The organism is Geodermatophilus sp. SYSU D00965 (assembly GCF_054050075.1).
The window spans coordinates 1-15,181 of record NZ_JBJGYQ010000001.1; the positions used below are offsets into that span (position 1 = coordinate 1).

15 protein-coding genes and 2 tRNA genes are annotated in these 15,181 nt (G+C 76.4%); 8 read left to right on the forward strand and 9 right to left on the reverse strand.

The annotated features are described in order from the left end of the window. The first annotated feature begins 261 nt into the window (after positions 1-261). Together ACI789_RS00005 and ACI789_RS00010 are read left to right on the forward strand one after the other, a co-directional pair. Positions 262-435, forward strand: a complete 174-nt coding sequence (locus tag ACI789_RS00005) for a hypothetical protein (RefSeq protein ID WP_457006108.1) — start codon at positions 262-264, stop codon at positions 433-435. Next, positions 432-1,172, forward strand: a complete 741-nt coding sequence (locus tag ACI789_RS00010) for a hypothetical protein (protein ID WP_457006109.1) — start codon at positions 432-434, stop codon at positions 1,170-1,172. The genes ACI789_RS00005 and ACI789_RS00010 overlap by 4 nt, the downstream gene beginning before the upstream one ends. Here ACI789_RS00010 and ACI789_RS00015 read toward each other — a convergent pair. From ACI789_RS00015 to ACI789_RS00035, 5 genes are all read right to left on the reverse strand, one after another. Continuing rightward, positions 1,157-1,597 (reverse strand): VOC family protein, encoded by a 441-nt coding sequence (locus ACI789_RS00015; RefSeq protein ID WP_457006110.1) that lies wholly within the window; start codon positions 1,595-1,597, stop codon positions 1,157-1,159. The two genes, ACI789_RS00010 and ACI789_RS00015, sit on opposite strands and share 16 nt — an antisense overlap. Next, entirely contained in the window at positions 1,594-2,418 is an 825-nt protein-coding gene (locus ACI789_RS00020; RefSeq protein ID WP_457006111.1) for a helix-turn-helix transcriptional regulator, read from the reverse strand. The genes ACI789_RS00015 and ACI789_RS00020 overlap by 4 nt, the downstream gene beginning before the upstream one ends. A 94-nt stretch (positions 2,419-2,512) precedes the next feature. Beyond that, positions 2,513-3,163, reverse strand: a complete 651-nt coding sequence (locus tag ACI789_RS00025) for a hypothetical protein (RefSeq protein ID WP_457006112.1) — start codon at positions 3,161-3,163, stop codon at positions 2,513-2,515. Between the two features lie 51 nt (positions 3,164-3,214). Further along, positions 3,215-3,781: a hypothetical protein gene (locus tag ACI789_RS00030; RefSeq protein WP_457006113.1), complete on the reverse strand. Its 567-nt coding sequence runs from the start codon at positions 3,779-3,781 to the stop codon at positions 3,215-3,217. A gap of 245 nt (positions 3,782-4,026) precedes the next feature. Next, positions 4,027-4,099 (reverse strand) — tRNA-Lys (locus tag ACI789_RS00035). A 194-nt stretch (positions 4,100-4,293) separates the two neighbouring features. Here ACI789_RS00035 and ACI789_RS00040 point away from each other — a divergent pair. From ACI789_RS00040 to ACI789_RS00055, 4 genes are all read left to right on the forward strand, one after another. Continuing rightward, positions 4,294-5,469 carry a L,D-transpeptidase gene (locus ACI789_RS00040; RefSeq protein ID WP_457006114.1) on the forward strand — a complete coding sequence of 392 codons (1,176 nt, stop codon included), beginning with the start codon at positions 4,294-4,296 and terminating at the stop codon, positions 5,467-5,469. 79 nt (positions 5,470-5,548) lie between these two features. Next, complete coding sequence (locus ACI789_RS00045) at positions 5,549-6,022, forward strand: hypothetical protein (protein WP_457006115.1); 474 nt, start codon at positions 5,549-5,551, stop codon at positions 6,020-6,022. Between the two features lie 74 nt (positions 6,023-6,096). Beyond that, positions 6,097-7,179 (forward strand): WD40/YVTN/BNR-like repeat-containing protein, encoded by a 1,083-nt coding sequence (locus ACI789_RS00050; protein WP_457006116.1) that lies wholly within the window; start codon positions 6,097-6,099, stop codon positions 7,177-7,179. Next, complete coding sequence (locus ACI789_RS00055) at positions 7,179-7,457, forward strand: MoaD/ThiS family protein (RefSeq protein ID WP_456920544.1); 279 nt, start codon at positions 7,179-7,181, stop codon at positions 7,455-7,457. Before ACI789_RS00050 ends, ACI789_RS00055 begins: the two co-directional genes overlap by 1 nt. 33 nt (positions 7,458-7,490) lie before the next feature. On the opposite strand, the gene ACI789_RS00060 is transcribed toward ACI789_RS00055, so the two are convergent. Beyond that, the gene (locus ACI789_RS00060) at positions 7,491-7,736 is read right to left on the reverse strand and encodes a hypothetical protein (protein ID WP_456920545.1); all 246 of its coding nucleotides are present in this window, start codon (positions 7,734-7,736) and stop codon (positions 7,491-7,493) included. 100 nt (positions 7,737-7,836) lie between these two features. Next, on the reverse strand, positions 7,837-10,923 hold the full coding sequence (locus ACI789_RS00065; protein ID WP_457006117.1) for an Ig-like domain-containing protein: 3,087 nt from the start codon (positions 10,921-10,923) through the stop codon (positions 7,837-7,839). A gap of 526 nt (positions 10,924-11,449) precedes the next feature. Between ACI789_RS00065 and ACI789_RS00070 the strand changes: the two genes are divergently transcribed. Further along, entirely contained in the window at positions 11,450-12,808 is a 1,359-nt protein-coding gene (locus ACI789_RS00070; protein WP_457006118.1) for a sensor histidine kinase, read from the forward strand. A 59-nt stretch (positions 12,809-12,867) separates the two neighbouring features. Here ACI789_RS00070 and ACI789_RS00075 read toward each other — a convergent pair. Together ACI789_RS00075 and orn are read right to left on the reverse strand one after the other, a co-directional pair. After that, positions 12,868-12,943, reverse strand: a tRNA-His gene (locus ACI789_RS00075). 63 nt (positions 12,944-13,006) lie between these two features. After that, on the reverse strand, positions 13,007-13,696 hold the full coding sequence (gene orn, locus ACI789_RS00080) for an oligoribonuclease (protein WP_457006119.1): 690 nt from the start codon (positions 13,694-13,696) through the stop codon (positions 13,007-13,009). Positions 13,697-13,846: 150 nt separating this feature from the next. Between orn and ACI789_RS00085 the strand changes: the two genes are divergently transcribed. Beyond that, a complete protein-coding gene (locus tag ACI789_RS00085; RefSeq protein WP_457006120.1) occupies positions 13,847-15,076 on the forward strand; it encodes a hypothetical protein in 1,230 nt (409 codons plus the stop codon). Positions 15,077-15,181 lie beyond the last annotated feature (105 nt).

Consider the following 15,181-nt stretch of genomic DNA (forward strand, 5'->3'; position numbering starts at 1 on the left):
GGTTGGGGTGTGGTGTTTTGTGTGGGGAGGTCGTCTGGGTGTGCGGCGGCGCCCCCCCCCCCGCCCGGCGCCCCTCCGGCCCGCTCCCCGACTGAGGTCCGGACCGGCGCCGCGGCGCGCCGGGAGGGGGCGCCGCACCCCCGTGGGCGGCCACGCCCGAGGGGCCCCTCCGGAGCACCGGGCGGTGCTTCACTGGGCGGAGCCGACGCGTCGGCCGTGAGCACCGGGTCGAGGCGGAGCCGCACGGACGAGGAGCCGCAGATGGACACGTCGACCGAACTCCGCTCCGCCCGCGTCGCCGCACGGCCCGTGCGGCGGTGCGTGGCCGGGGACATCGGCAGGGAGCGCCGCGAGATCGAGGTCGAGCCGCTGACCGAGCCCGCGCCGGCCGAGCCGGTGACCGAGCCCGCGCCGGCCGCCCCCGCGCCGGCGTGACCGCCCCGGCCGAGCCCCCCGGCGACCCGCCCCCGCTGGTCGCCGGGGAGCTGCGGGGCTACCGCCGGTTCCGCCTGGCCGAGGACGGGCTCCGCCCGCCGGTGCACGTGGCCGACGGGCCGTGGAGCGGGCACGTGCACTCCGCCCGGTGCGCCGTGAACGAGGCGCACGCGCCGCCTGCGTGGGGCTGCGGCTGCGGCCTCTACGGCTGGTACCACCCGAGCCACACCGGCCTGGGCGTCGGCTGGGGGGACGTGACGGCGGTGATCGCCGCCCGCGGCCGCATCGTCCTCGGCGACACCGGCTTCCGGGCCGCCGCGGCGCGCGTCGAGGCGGTCACCCTCCCGCGCCGCACCCGGCTGCGCCCGTCCCGCCGGCGCCGGTGCGAGCGGGTCCTGGCCGAGCGGTACCCGCGGGCCGCGGTCTACCGGTCCCGGCGGAGCATGCTGCGCCGGCACCCGCCCGAAGACCTCTCCGCCCTGGGCATCACCGTCCGTCCCAGCCGGGCACCGCGCTACCGCTGGGCCGCCGTGGTCGTGTGGCTGGCCGGCGTCCTGGCGCTGTGCTCGGTGGCCGTGGTGCCCCGGAGGGCCCTGGCTGCGATGGGCCCGGCCGAGTGGCTGGCGGCCCTGGCCGGGTTCGTCCTGTGGCAGGCCACCCTGGTCTGGCTGGTGTTCCGGGGCTCACCGCCGCCGGCGACCCGGGACGCCGGCCCGGCCGGTCAGGCGCCGCGGTAGGTGCCCAGCGTCCACAGGTTGCCGTCGGCGTCGCGGACGTCGAACTGGTGGGACCCGTAGTCGGTGTCGTGCAGCGCGCGCAGCACCTGCACGCCGGCCATGTCGCGTACCCGCGTCCAGACGGTGTCGACGGTGGCGGGGTCGGCGGCGGCGACGTAGACGCCCTGCGGGCCGAGCGCGCCCCAGTCCCCGGGCTTGCCGCGGCTGCCGAACACGACGCCGCCGCCGTCGGGCCAGCGGGCCTCGGCGTGCTCGACGGTCCCGTCCTCGCTGCGGTAGCAGGCGGTGACGACGAAGCCGAGCCCCTCGGTGAGGAAGCGCATCCCGGCGTCGACGTCGGTGAAGCCGACGCTGGGCCAGACGGTCGGGGCGGGCCGGTCGACGCCGGCGGGTGAGGTGGGAGCGGGAGAGGTCTCGGTGGTCATGCGGGAGAGGCTGCCCCGCCCTCGGCCGCGGTGTCTTGGACGAATGGGAGCTCCTCACGCAGCCACGTGCCCACACTGCAGCCGGCCAGCGCCCGCCACTCCCGGGCCAGGTGCGGCTGGTCGGCGAATCCGCACCGCGCGGCGATCTCGGCCAGCGGCGGGCGGCCGGGAGCGAGCAGGAGCCGCCGGGCGGCCTCGAACCGGGCGATCCGGGCGACCTGCTTGGGGGTCAGGCCGGTCGCGACCCGGAACCGCTCGGTCAGGTGCCGCCGGCTCCACCCGACGTGCCCGGCGAGGTCCTCGACCCGGCAGCGGCCGGCGCTGCCGTGCACCAGCCGCCAGGCCTCCCGCACCTCCGGCGGCACCGGGTCGGGGCGCCCGCCGAGCCGGCCCAGCAGCGCGGCGTCGAGCCGGGTGAACCGCTCCGCCCACCCGGGGGCCTCGGCGAGCTGCGCCACCAGCCGGTCGGCGGCGGGGCCGAGGACGTCGGCCAGGTCGACCGCGCGCTCACCGAGCTCACCGGCGGGCAGGCCGAGCAGGGCCGAGGCGCCCAGCGGGGTGAGCGCGTACTGCACGCCGTCCTGCGGCCGGCCGGCGTCGATCAGCGCGGGCCGGGTGTGCAGGCCCCCGGCGACGGCGTGGGCGGCGACCGGGCCGCCGAGGCCGGTGAGCCGCAGCGGCGCGGCCAGTTCCACGACGAGCGTCAGGTGGCGGGAGGGCAGGCCGCGGTGCACCCCGGTCGGGTTGGCCGGCACCCGGTAGCCGTGCGCCCCGGCGACGAACGGCCGCAGCGGCGACGGCACGCGGTGCACGACGAGCACGGCCTGCGGACCTCCTCCACCCGGGGGCGCCATCCTGCCCGCCGACGCTCCCGAGCGGGTGCTCCGCGGGAGCGCCGTCCCCCGGCCGGGGCGGTCAGCCCGGGACCTCCTCCGCCCGGGGCGCCGGCGGCACCGGCCGCTCGGCGGCGGGGCCGGCGGTGGGCGCGCGCTCCAGCCCGAGGTCGTCCAGCGCCTGCTCGTAGCACTCGTGCAGCAGCCGGAGCCGGTCGACGATGCGGTCGGCGCTGCTCTCGTTCGAGTCGGGAGGCGGGTCGTCCACCAGGTCCCAGAAGAGGGACGCGCAGCACTCCCCGTCGCCGTAGAGCAACCGGGTCGCCGCCGTCGGTGCCACGCCCAGGGCGGCCATGAAGCGTGCGGACGCCCTGCGGCGCAGCTGCGCGGTCAGGTCGCGGTAGCGGGCCAACCGCCGGAGGTGCAGCCGCCACGCCCCCCGGCCCGAGGACCGGACCGGGCGCTCGACGCGGAGGCCGATCGCCCGGCCGAGCAGCGGGACGAGCCGGTGGCGGTCGGCGTCCGGGAGCCGGTCGTTGGCGACGCGCAGGACCAGGGCCAGGTCCGCGTCGACGCAGCGCGGCTCGTCGGTGAACTCCTCGCCGGCCAGGAGCGCCGTGTACTCCATGAAGCAGGCGCCCTGCGACGGGTCCCGGTGCCTGCCGCGCTGCAGGACGGGCATCGCGAGCGGCGGCATCAGCAGCGGCGAGGTCACGTGGTGCTGTCTCCGCATGGTCCGGGCCTCCCATCGGTGGGGGTTCGAGCGGTGGTCCGGGTGCGGCGCCTACCCCGGGACCCTGCTGCGCCGCTCGGCCAGCCGCCGCTGGACCGACCAGCCCAGCGCGCCGAGCAGGAGCCACGCCGCGGCGCTGACGACCGCCTCGGTCGGGGTGTCGGGCACGCGCAGGAACCCCAGCGTGTCCGGCCACGACCGGGCCACCCCGCTGAGCGCGAGGCCGGCGCCGCCCAGCGCGCAGGCGGCGATGACGGCGGTCTCGCGGAAGCGCTGCGTGGCCAGGCCGGTGAGCACGGCGACGGCTCCCGTGAACAGGACGGCCAGGACCACGCTGCCGTCGTCGCCCTGCAGCAGCCCGAACAGCTTCGCCCCGATGACCCCGCCGGCGACCGCGCCCACGACGAACAGCGCAGCCCGGAACACGACGGTGGCCAGCACCCAGGCGACCGCTGCGACACAGAGGGCGACGACGGCCGCGACGCCGGCCGAGCTCCCGAGCGCCTCCGCGAGCAGCCAGCCGAGCGCGAAGCCGGACGCCAGCACGGCCAGGTGGATCGACAGCCGCCCGGCGAAGCACAGCAGCAGGCCGACGAGGACCACGCCGACGCCGGTCACGCCGCACGCTCCGCGCAGCGCGACGCCGGCGGGCGCTGGGCCGCCGGCCGCGGCAGCAGGTCCGGCCGGCGCGCGGTGCTCCCCATGACGGGACCTCCAGCTCGGGGCGGTCTGGGAGGGATCGTCCGGTCCGCGGGCCGGACGTGCGTCATCCCCGAGGGGTGAGTCGGGTGGCGGGCGCGGGCCGGCCGGGCCGCAGACGACGAAGCGGCCCCGTCCCGGAGGACGAGGCCGCTGTCGTGGAGTGCGCCATCAGGGACTCGAACCCCGAACCCGCTGATTAAGAGTCAGCTGCTCTGCCAATTGAGCTAATGGCGCGTGCCGTCCGGCTGGGCCGGCAACGAGAGAGAACGATACCAGCGCCCTCCCGGGCCCCGTCGGGGTGGTCGGGTGGGCCGGTCCTGCGGCCCCGTCGGTCGTCGTCCGGTCCTGTTCCGGTTCCAGGATGGACACTGGTGCGCCGATACAGGGAGACGGGGCGGGACGGCTCCCGACGAGGTGGAGGGGAACGCATGCGACGGACGGCCGCGCTGGTCACGGTGGGGGCACTGGCCCTGCTGACCGGCTGCCAGGGCAGCGACGACAGCGGGCAGGCCAGCGCCGCGACCACCGCGACGGCCGCGCCGGCCACCGTCGAGGTGTCCCCGGCCGACGGCACGGCGGACGTCTCGCCGACCGCCCCGGTGGAGATCTCCGTCACGGACGGCGAGCTCACCGACGTCACCGTCGTCGACGGGGCCGGCGCGCCGGTGACCGGGTCGGTCGGGGACTCGCCGGACGACCCGGCGACCGACGTCTGGACGCCGGACACCCCGCTGGCCTACGCCACCAGCTACACGCTGACCGCGACGGCCGAGAACGCCGACGACCAGCCGGCGGAGGCCTCGGCCACGTTCACCACCGTGGACCCGGCGACGGTCACGACGCCCTCCATCGGGCCGCTGGACGGGCAGACCGTCGGTGTCGGCATGCCGATCCGCGTCTACTTCGACGAGCCGGTGACCGACAAGGCCGCCGTCGAGAGCCACCTGCAGGTCACCAGCTCGACGCCCACCGACGGCGTCTGGAACTGGTTCAGCGACACCGAGGTGCACTTCCGGCCGTCCCAGTACTGGCCGGAGAACACCGACGTCACGCTGGAGGCCGACCTCTACGGCGTCGACTTCGGCGGGGGCGTGTGGGGCGAGAAGGACCGCACGGTCTCCTTCCGGATCGGCGAGCGGCACGTCTCGATCGCCGACGCGTCCACCCACACGATGGAGGTCTACGACGGCGACCAGCTGGTGCAGACCTGGCCGATCAGCGCCGGCAGCCCGGACAACCCGAGCTACAACGGGGCGCACGTGGTCACCGAGATGAACCGCGACCGGGTCATGGACTCCAGCACCTACGGGGTGCCGGTGGACAGTCCCGGCGGATACCGCACCCCGGTCGAGTACGCCGTCCGGATCTCCGACAGCGGCGAGTTCGTGCACGCCGCACCCTGGTCGGTCGCCCAGCAGGGCCGGGAGAACGTGTCGCACGGCTGCATCAACGTGTCGACCGAGCGCGCCCGCTGGTTCTTCGAGTTCTCGCAGCCCGGCGACGTGGTCGAGATCCGCGGCTCCAGTGCGGGCACGCTGCGCTCGGACATCTACGACTGGACCATCCCGTGGGAGGAGTGGCAGGCCGGCAGCGCGCTCGAGTGAGCTGACGGCCCTGCCCGGCGTTTCCGGCAGGCCCGGCGCGGGAAGTGATCAACCCGGTTCCCGAGCTGAGGAGAGTGCCGTGGACACCTGGGTGATCGTGCTCATCGTCGTGGTGGCCGTCGTGCTGCTCGCACTGCTGGCCCTGACCATGGCCAAGCGCAACCGGATCAACTCCGCGCGCAAGCGGGAGCAGGCCCGCGACCACCTGCGCGAGGCGCAGCTGCGTGGCGCGCAGGCGGAGAAGGAGCGCGCCGCCGCCGAGGAACAGGCCGCCCGGGCCCGGCGCGAGCGCGCCGAGGTGGAGGAGCGGACCCGGCTGGCCGAGCAGGAGGCGCAGCAGCGCGCGGCGGCGGCGCAGGAGCACGCGTCGGCCGCCGACCAGCTGCGCGCCAAGGCCGAGAAGCTGGCGCCGGGCCTGGCCGACTCGCACGGCCGGCACAGCGACGGGACCCCGGCCGACGGCCGGCACGCCCAGGGCGACGGCTACGGCGACAGCGGCCAGGGCCAGCCCGCCGGTCCCGACCAGCCCGCCGGCGGCGCCACCCGCCGCTGAGTTCTCGCCCCTCGGACGGTCTGTACGTCCGAGGGGCGAACTCTGTGCCCCGCGGACCGACCCGGAGGGGCGCCATGACCGACCTGCTCGCCATCGGCACGCGCAAGGGCCTGTGGCTGGCCCGCAGCGACGACGACCGCCGGACCTGGACGCTGGGGGAGCCGCACCTGCTCGCCCAGGAGGTCGCCGCGGTGTCGATCGACACCCGCCGGCCGACGCCGCGGGTCCTGGCCGGGATCCAGTACGGGCACTGGGGCCCTACGGTCATGCGCTCCGACGACCTGGGCGCGAGCTGGCAGGAGACCGAGTCCGGCGCGATCCGCTTCCCCGAGGACACCGGCGCGGCCCTCGCCCGCGTCTGGCAGCTGCGCCCCGACAGCGCCGAGCGGGCGGACGTCGTGTGGGCCGGGTGCGAGCCGCACTCGCTGTGGCGCAGCACCGACGGCGGCGGCAGCTTCGAGCTGGTCCGCGGCCTGTGGGAGCACCCGCACCGGCCGACCTGGGAGCCCGGCGGCGGGGGAGGCGCGGTGCACACCGTGCTGCCCGACCCGGCGTCGGACCGCGTCACGATCGCCATGAGCACCGGCGGCGTCTACGTCAGCGAGGACGGCGGCGGGGAGTGGACGCCGCGCAACTCCGGCATCAGCGCCGTCTTCCTGCCCGAGCCCCCGCCCGAGTACGGCCAGTGCGTGCACAAGGTCGCCGTCGACGCGGCCGGCCCGGACCGCATGTACGCGCAGAACCACTTCGGTGTCTTCCGCACCGACGACGCGGGGAAGGCCTGGACGTCGATCGCGGGCGGCCTCCCGGCCGACTTCGGCTTCCCGATCGTCGCCTCGCCGACCACCCCCGGGACGGCGTGGGTCGTGCCGCTGGTCGCCGACATGCAGCGGGTGCCGCCTGAGGGCCGGCTGCGGGTGCACCGCACCCGCGACGCCGGCGAGACCTGGACCGAGCTCGGCGCCGGCCTGCCCGACCGGTTCTGGGCCGCGGTGATGCGCGACGGGTTCTGCGCCGACGAGGCCGACCCGACCGGCCTGTACGTGGGCACGCGGGACGGCTGCGTCTACGCCAGCGCTGACGAGGGGGACACCTTCACCCTGGTGGCCGACCACCTGCCCGACGTGCTGGTGGTCCGCGCCGCGAGGATCGGCTGATGAGCGTCGAGGTGGTGCTGCCCGGCGTGCTCGCCGACCTCGCCGGCGGGGCCAAGCACCTGCAGGTCGACGGCGGCGGCACGCTCCGGGAGGTGCTGGACTCCCTCGCCGCCGACCACCCGCTGCTCGACCGCCGGATCCGCGACGAGGCCGGGGTGCTGCGCCGGTTCGTGAACGTCTACGTCGACGGCGACGACGTCCGGTTCACCGGCGGCCTGGGCGCAGCGGTGCCGGACGGCGCCGTCGTGCAGGTGCTGCCGTCGGTGGCCGGCGGCTGAGCAGCAGGGGACCGGGGCGCGCCGAGCGGGTCGTCAGAGCGCGGCGAGGGTGGCGCACTCCGCGCACAGCTGCGAGTTCTCGTAGCCCTCGGGCGGCCACACGGTCTGCTCGTCGACGGCGACGTAGGCGCCGCACAGCGCCTTGCGGCTGCGGCCGGTGACCCGGCCGATCGTGGCGTGCGCCGGCCCGATCTGCCGGGGCTGCAGGCCCTCGGGACTGCCCACCGAGCCGACCATCACGACGGCGTGAGCGGTCCCGTAGGAGTAGGCGAGAGTCATGCCCCCAGGGTCGCCAGGCCCGCCGGGGCCGACCAGCACCCCGGCGAGCGTGTTCGGCGCTCCTGTCACTGCCGCCCCACCCGACACGGGGGCGGCGCGGTCACCTGCCCCGGACGGCCGACCGGGCGTCGCCGGGGCCGGCCGCGGTCGTGAAGGTCCACGAGGTGCCGGGGAACCGGTTGCCGGCGGCGTCCCGGACCGCGGTGCCGATCGTCACCGTGTAGCGGGTGCCCGGGGCGAGGTCGACGGTGGGCACGAGGGCCACCGAGTTCGTGCCGGGGTCGATCCGCAGGTCTGCCGGGACGGTGCGCCCCGCGGCCGACCGCAGCGTCACCGAGGAGCCGGTGAGTCCGGTGACCGGCTCGCTGAAGACCAGCGCGACGGTGGCGTCGGGAGCGATCCCGGTGGCACCGGGCGGGGTGCCGTGCCCGGTGATGGTCGGGCGCGTCCGGTCCGGCGGCGGGGCCGCCTCGGTGGTGAAGCGCCACGTCGTGGCCGCCAGCCGGTCCCCGGCGGTGTCGCGCACCCCGCTGCCGACGCCGACCGTGTACGTGGTGTCCGCGACGAGCCGCGCGGCCGGGGCGAGCGTCGCCACGCGGGTGCGGGGGTCGTACCGGACCGCTGCGCTCACCGCACCGAGGCCCTCGGCGCGCAGGGTGACGGTGTCGGCGTCGACCCCGGTGACCGGCTCGCTGAACGTGATGCGGACGTCGTCCTCGCGGGCGACCCCGGTCGCGCCCGGCGCCGGGGTCCGGTCGCTGATGGCGGGAGCGGCCACGGCGACCGCCGGCGCCGGCGCGGCGGTGCTGAACGACCAGGACACCGGCGCGAGCCGGTTGCCCGCGGCGTCCCGGACCGCACCGTCGAGCGCGGCCGTGTAGCGGGTGCTGGGGGCGAGGTCCGCGGCCGGGTCGAGGACGGCGGCCCGGGTGGCGGGGTCGTACCGGACGGCGGCGGGGACGGCGTCGCCGCCGTCCGGGCGCAGCACCATCGTCGCGGGGCCGACCCCGTCGACCGGTTCGCTGAAGGTGGCGGTGACGGTCGCGTCCCGCGGCACGCCCGCGGTGCCGTCGGTCGGGGTGGCTCCGGCGACGGTGGGAGCAGCGGTGTCGGGGGCGGGCCCGGTGGTGAAGGTCCACGAGGACCGGGCGAGGGCGTGGCCGGCAGCGTCCCGGATGCCCTCGGTCACGGTCGCCACGTGGGCGGTCCCGGGGGGCAGCGGCGCCGCCGGGTCCAGCGTCGCCACCCGCGTGGCCGGGTCGTAGGTGACCGTCGCGGGCACGGCGCCGTCCGGGCCGGTCAGGGTCAGCGTCGCGCTGTCGACGCCGGTGACCGGCTCGCTGAACGTGGCCGTCACCGGCGCGTCCAGCGGCACGGCCGAGGCGCCCGACCCGGGGGAGGTCGCGGTCGCCGCCGGGGCCGTGGTGTCCGGCGCCGGGGCGGTGCTGAAGGTCCAGGCGGTGGCGGCCGGCGGGAGCCCGGCCGCGTCGGTGATCCCGGCGCCGACCGCGGCGGTGTAGGTGGTCCCCCACGCGAGCGGGGCGTCCGGGGTGAGCGACGCGGTGCGCGTGGCGGGGTCGTACCGGACGTCCGCGGGGACGGCGCCGTCCGGGCCGGTGAGGGTGAGGCCGCCGTCGCCCGCCCCGGTGACGTCCTCGCTGAACACGGCGGTGACCGGTGCGTCGAGGGCGACGCCGGTGCCACCGGCCGCCGGGGTCTGCGCGGTGAGCTGCGGCGGCGTGGTGTCGGCGGGCTCCTGCGCCGCGGGTGCGGTGGTGAAGGTCCACGACGTCGCGGCCAGCGGGTCGCCGGCATCGTCGGTGACGCCCTCGACCGACGCGGTGTGCGCCGTGTCAGCGGCGAGCGGGCCCCGCGGTTCGAGGGTCGCCGTGGTCGTGTCCGGGTCGTAGGTGACGTCGGCCGGCACCGGGGTGTCGTCGGGCCCGGTGAGGGTGAGGGTCGTCGCGTCGACACCGCGCACCGGTTCGCTGAAGGTGACGGTCACCGGGGTGCCCACCGCGACGCCGGTGGCGGCGTCGGCCGGGGTGGCGGCCGTGACCGTCGGCGCGGCACCGTCGGTCTCGGTCTCGGTGTCGGTGTCGGTGCTGTCGTCGGCCGGCTCGGTCGCGGGGGCCGTGGGGGTGGCCTCGTCGGCCGGCAGCGGGGTGTCCCCGGCCGCGGGTGAGTCCTCGCAGCCCTCGGCCGGGCCGGGGGTCTCGGCCGGACCGGTGATCCGCATGGTCTCGACCGGCCGCGGCTCGTCGGACGTCGTCCCGGCGGGCGCCCCGCCGGCGGGGTCCTCCCCGGCCGGGTCCTCGCCGGCCGGCGGCTCCTCGGTGGACGACGCGTCCGTCCCCCCTGCCCGCGGCTCCTCGAGCACCGTCTCGCCGAGCACCGTCTCCCCGGGCACGACCTCGGCAGCCGGCGGCTCGGCGTACACGACGTGCTCGACGCCGTGGCCGTTGCCGAGCAGCACCGCCGCGCGCTGGTCCCGCGTGAGCTCGGCGTCGTTGCGGGAGCCGGTGAACGGCGTCCGGTAGCGGATCCGGAAGCCGCCGTCCGCGTCGGTGGCGACCACCTCGTCGGCGACGATCCGGTAGCCGCCCGTGTCGTCGGCGAACTCGTCGACCGTCAGCTCGGCGACGGGGATCGGCTCGCCGTCGGCGTACCGGGCGACGCCGGCCACGAGCACGTCGCCGGTGTCGCGGTCCAGAGCGGGCGGGCCGGTCCACCGGAGGTCGTCGACGGTGACCTCGTCGGTGTCCTCGGGGGTGGTGACGACGACCCGGTCGCCGGGGCGGATGTCGGGGGTCTGGACGTCCCAGCAGTCCCCGGGCTGCGCGGCGACCCCCGCCGGTCCGGCGTTGACCGCCAGGCCGGGACCGCCCTCCAGGGCGCGCGCCGGCCCGCTCGCCCGCCCGAGGACGACGTCCTCGCTGGTGGCCGGGTCCTGGCGCAGCACCTCCACGACCAGCGGCGTCCCCTCGGGGTGGCCGTGGACCGCCACGGAGTCCGCGTCGGAGGAGACGGTGACGTGCTCGCCGTCGTCCACGCCCGGGCCGGTCAGGGACGCCCGGGCCGGTGCCGCGCCGAGCAGTTCCTGGCCGACGAGGGCGAGGGCGGTGCCGGCCACCACGGTCGCGACCGCGCCGCGCCGGGTGCGGCGGACGAGGGACGGGATGGGCATCGCGGCTCCCCGGGTCCAGCGCGGTCCTGGGCTCCCTGCCTACGACGCCTGCCCTCCGTCGACCGGACGGCGGCGCCGCGACCGCTGGACTCCGACCCTGCGGGGGCGCGGGCGGTCGCGGATCCCGAGTCCGGGGGGTGCCGACGGTCCTGCCCGGTCCCCGAAACGGGGGGGGGGGGGGCCTACTGTCGCCGCTCCAGCACCCACATGACCAACCCGACCACCATGATCAGGCCCGCGATGACGGCCACGATCAGGACGTCCGTCTGTGTCATCAGCCGTTCTCTCCTCTCGACGCGCGGTGGCCGCCACGGTTCGAGACCGGAGGCCGATGTCCCGGGACACGCGGCACACTCGATCGATCCGAGACGGGCCGGTGCCGGGGCGGCGACGGTTTGCCAAGTTCTTGCCGAACTCACAGGGACCTGCCAACAACGGGCACGGGGACACGTGACACCCCGCCGGGCGCGCTGCATCCTGACGGCTGACGAGCGCTGCGCCCCCGGACGGCTGCGGAATGGAGTCGATGCCCGTGCGCACTCGGATCATCGGCGTGGCCGTGCTGGCCTCCGTCCTCGCGACCCTCCTCTTCGGCGTCCCGCTGGCCGTCGCGGTGCTGCAGTACGTCGTCCAGCACGAGCGCGGTCACCTGGTGCGGGTGGCCAACGAGGTGGCCATCGAGGTCTCCGACGACGTGAGCGCGGGCTCGGCGATCGACCGCGAGGACATCACCGACGTCGGCGACGACGGCGAGGACCTGAAGGTGGCCGTGTTCGACGACGACGAGAACCAGTTGGCCGGGGTGGCGCCCGACGACGACCTCGGCGTCGTGGAGAGGGCGCTCGACGGCGACATCAAGGCCGGGGTCGACGACGACGTCCTGGTCGCGGCTGCCCCGGTCACGCACGCGGACAACGTGATCGGGGCGGTTCTCGTCTCCGAGGACCGCTCCGACGTGCTCCACGAGGTCGCGCTGATCTGGGCCGGGATGGCCGGCCTCGCGGCGGCGGCGGTGACGGTCGCATGGCTGGTCGGCCGCCGGCAGGCCCGGCGGCTGGCTCGACCGCTGGAGGACCTGGAGGAGACCGCCCGTCGGCTGGGGGACGGCGACTTCAGCGTCCGCAGCCGCCGGGGCGGCATCCCCGAACTGGACTCCGTGGGGGCGGCGCTGGACACGACCGCCGCCCGCCTGGACGACCTGCTGGCGCGGGAGCGGGCGTTCTCCGCCGACGCCTCGCACCAGCTGCGCACCCCGCTGGCCGGTCTGCGCCTACGGCTGGAGGCCGCGCTGGAGCAGCCCTCCCAGGACCCGCGGCCGGCGATCGTGGCCAGCCTGGCCGACGCCGACCGCCTCGAGGCGACCATCGAGGAGCTGCTCCTGCTCGCCCGGGCCGGCCAGGCCACCGCGACCGGGCCGGTCGACCTCGGTGCCCTGGTCGGGGAGTTGTCCCCGGAGTGGGGCGCGCGGCTGGCGCTCCAGGGCCGGGACCTGGTGGTCCGGGTCGACCCCGACGTCCCGCCGGCGCGCGCGTCGGCCGCCGCGGTGCGGCAGGTCCTCGCCGTGCTCGTCGACAACGCCACGGTGCACGGGGCCGGGCCGGTCGGCGTCGCGGTGCGCCAGGCCAGCGGTGCGGTGGCGGTGGACGTCAGCGACCAGGGAGCGGGCGTGTGCCACCCTCCCGGACTGCTGTTCGCCCAGCGGGCCGACCGGCGCGACGGCCACGGCATCGGCCTGGCACTGGCCCGGCGTCTGGCCGAGGCGGAGGAGGGACGACTGCACCTCACCCAGTCGTCGCCGCCGGTCTTCACCCTCCTGCTGCGGGCGGCGGACGCGGTCGTGCGCGAGCAGGCGGACGCCGGCGCGGCGAGCGCGGCCGGGCGCTGACGCCGCACCGCCGCCGAGACGAGGAGAGGGCTGGTCAGTCGCCTGACCAGCCCTCTCGGTGGGGTGAGTGACGGGGCTCGAACCCGCGACACCCAGGATCACAACCTGGTGCTCTACCAGCTGAGCTACACCCACCACGTCTCCCGGCCGGCTGCTCAGAGCGGGTCGACCGGGGAACCGGCGCAACGATACCGGGTCTCAGGCGCCCGTCGCCGCAGGGGGTGCCTCGCCGGTCGCCTCGCCCGGCTGACCGGCGTCCTCGACCGCGAAGACCGCCGCGAACGACGCGGTCACCTGCTCGGAGGCCGTCTGCGCCTCGGTCGTCGAGGGGCCGGGGCCGTCCACGAACAGCGTCCGGCGGTAGTAGGCCAGCTCGCGGACCGACTCGATGATGTCGGCCAGCGCGCGGTGGGCCAGCCCCTTCTGCGGCTGGGCGAAGTACACCCGCGGGAACCAGCGGCGGGCGAGCTCCTTGATCGAGGAGACGTCGATCATCCGGTAGTGCAGGTGGTCGTCGAGCTCGGGCATGTCCCGGGCGAGGAAGCCGCGGTCGGTGCCGATGGAGTTGCCGCACAGCGGTGCGGTGCGCCGCTCGGGGACGAAGCGCTTCACGTAGGCGAGCAACTGCTGCTCGGCCTCGGCGACGGTCAGGGTCGCGGCGCGCACGGCCTCGGTGAGGCCGGACTTCGCGTGCATCTCGGTCACCACGTCGGCCATGCCGGCCAGGTCGTCGTCCGACGCGGAGATCACCAGGTCCAGGCCCGGGTCGAGGACGTTGAGCTCCGAGTCGGTGACCAGCACCGCCACCTCGATGAGCTTGTCCCGGGTGAGGTCCAGTCCGGTCATCTCGCAGTCGATCCAGACCAGGTGTCCCGCGCTGTCAGCCACGACCGACGACCCTACGTCCCGCTCGCCACCACTGCCCCGCGTGTCGGCTCCATAGCGCATCCGCCACACCGGTGCCACTCGGGGCCCCGGGGAACGGCCGCCGGACCACTACGCTCGGCGGCGATCCGCCCCGAGACCAGGAGTTCCGCCGTGCCCGCTGCCGCTGCACCTGCCGCGACCGACCGAGCGGTCCCGCCGGCTCCGGGGTCCCTCGGCGCCGTCCTGCGCCACCCGCTCCTCGCGCTGCGCTGGTTCTGGGCGGCGTACGCGACGCCCGGCCGGCCGGGGCGCCCGACCCGGCAGCAGGAGCTGCGCTGGATCTACGCCGCGTGGCTGGGCGCGTTCCTGCTGAAGATGCTCGGCTCCTCGTGGGACGTCTCCTGGCACTTCAAGTGGCTGCGCGACGACCTGGCCCCACCGCACCTGCTCAACTCGGCCGGCACCGCGGTGGTGATCGGGCTCGTGGTCTTCCACAGCTACACCGGCTACGGCGTCGACCGCCGGGCGCTGCGCCTGATGCAGGTCGGCATCGCGACCTTCCTCGTGGCCATCCCGATCGACATCCTCAACCACCGCATCAACGGCCTGGACATCACCAGCTGGAGCCCCAGTCACGCGCTGCTCTACATCGGGACGGCGATCATGCTCGCCGGCGCGATCCGCGGCTGGTGGCTCTACGCAGGGCCCGGCCGCGTCCGGGACCTGGTGTCGCTCGGCCTGTGGCTGTTCTTCGTCGAGAACGTCGTCTTCCCGAACCAGCACCAGGAGTACGGCGTCCTGTCGCTGCAGGCCTACGACGCGGGCCGGACGACGGCCGAGCCGCAGCTGCTCGATTTCGCCGCCGCCCAGGGGCAGACGCCGACGATGTTCATGCTCCCGGTCCCGTCCTGGGTGCACCCGGCCTGGATGCTCTGCGCCGGCCTGCTCGCGCTCGTCGTGGCCCGCAAGCTGGTCGGGCTGCGCTGGACGGCGACCGCGGTCGCGGCCACGTACCTCGCCTACCGCGGCGTCATGTGGCTGGGGCTGGTGGCGCTGGACTTCCCGCCGTCGGTCATCCCCCTGGTGCTGCTCGTCGGGGCGGTCGCGATCGACCTCGCGGTCACCCTGCGGCTGCCCGGCTGGCTCGCCGGGCCGCTGGCCGCCGCCGCCTTCTACCTCGCCGGCGCCGGCCAGGACGCGATCGGCTTCCTCCCGCCCTGGGACTGGAGCCCGGCGGCGGTGGTGCTGACCGGTGTCGTGTTCACCGCCCTCTGGGCGGTCGTCGACGCCGTCGGCCGCAGCCGGTGGCTGGAGGCCTGGGCGCGCCCGGTGGAGCCCGGCCGCGAGGACGCGCCGGACGCCGTCCTGAGCGCGGTCGGAGGCGGCACGCCGACCCGCTGAGGGCCCCGGCCCCCCGCGTCACATGACGTAACGTTCGGATGACAGCTCTGCCGGGGGCGGGTCGCCGTCGACCGCCGGGCCCCGGCTCCAGCGCTGGCGCGGCTC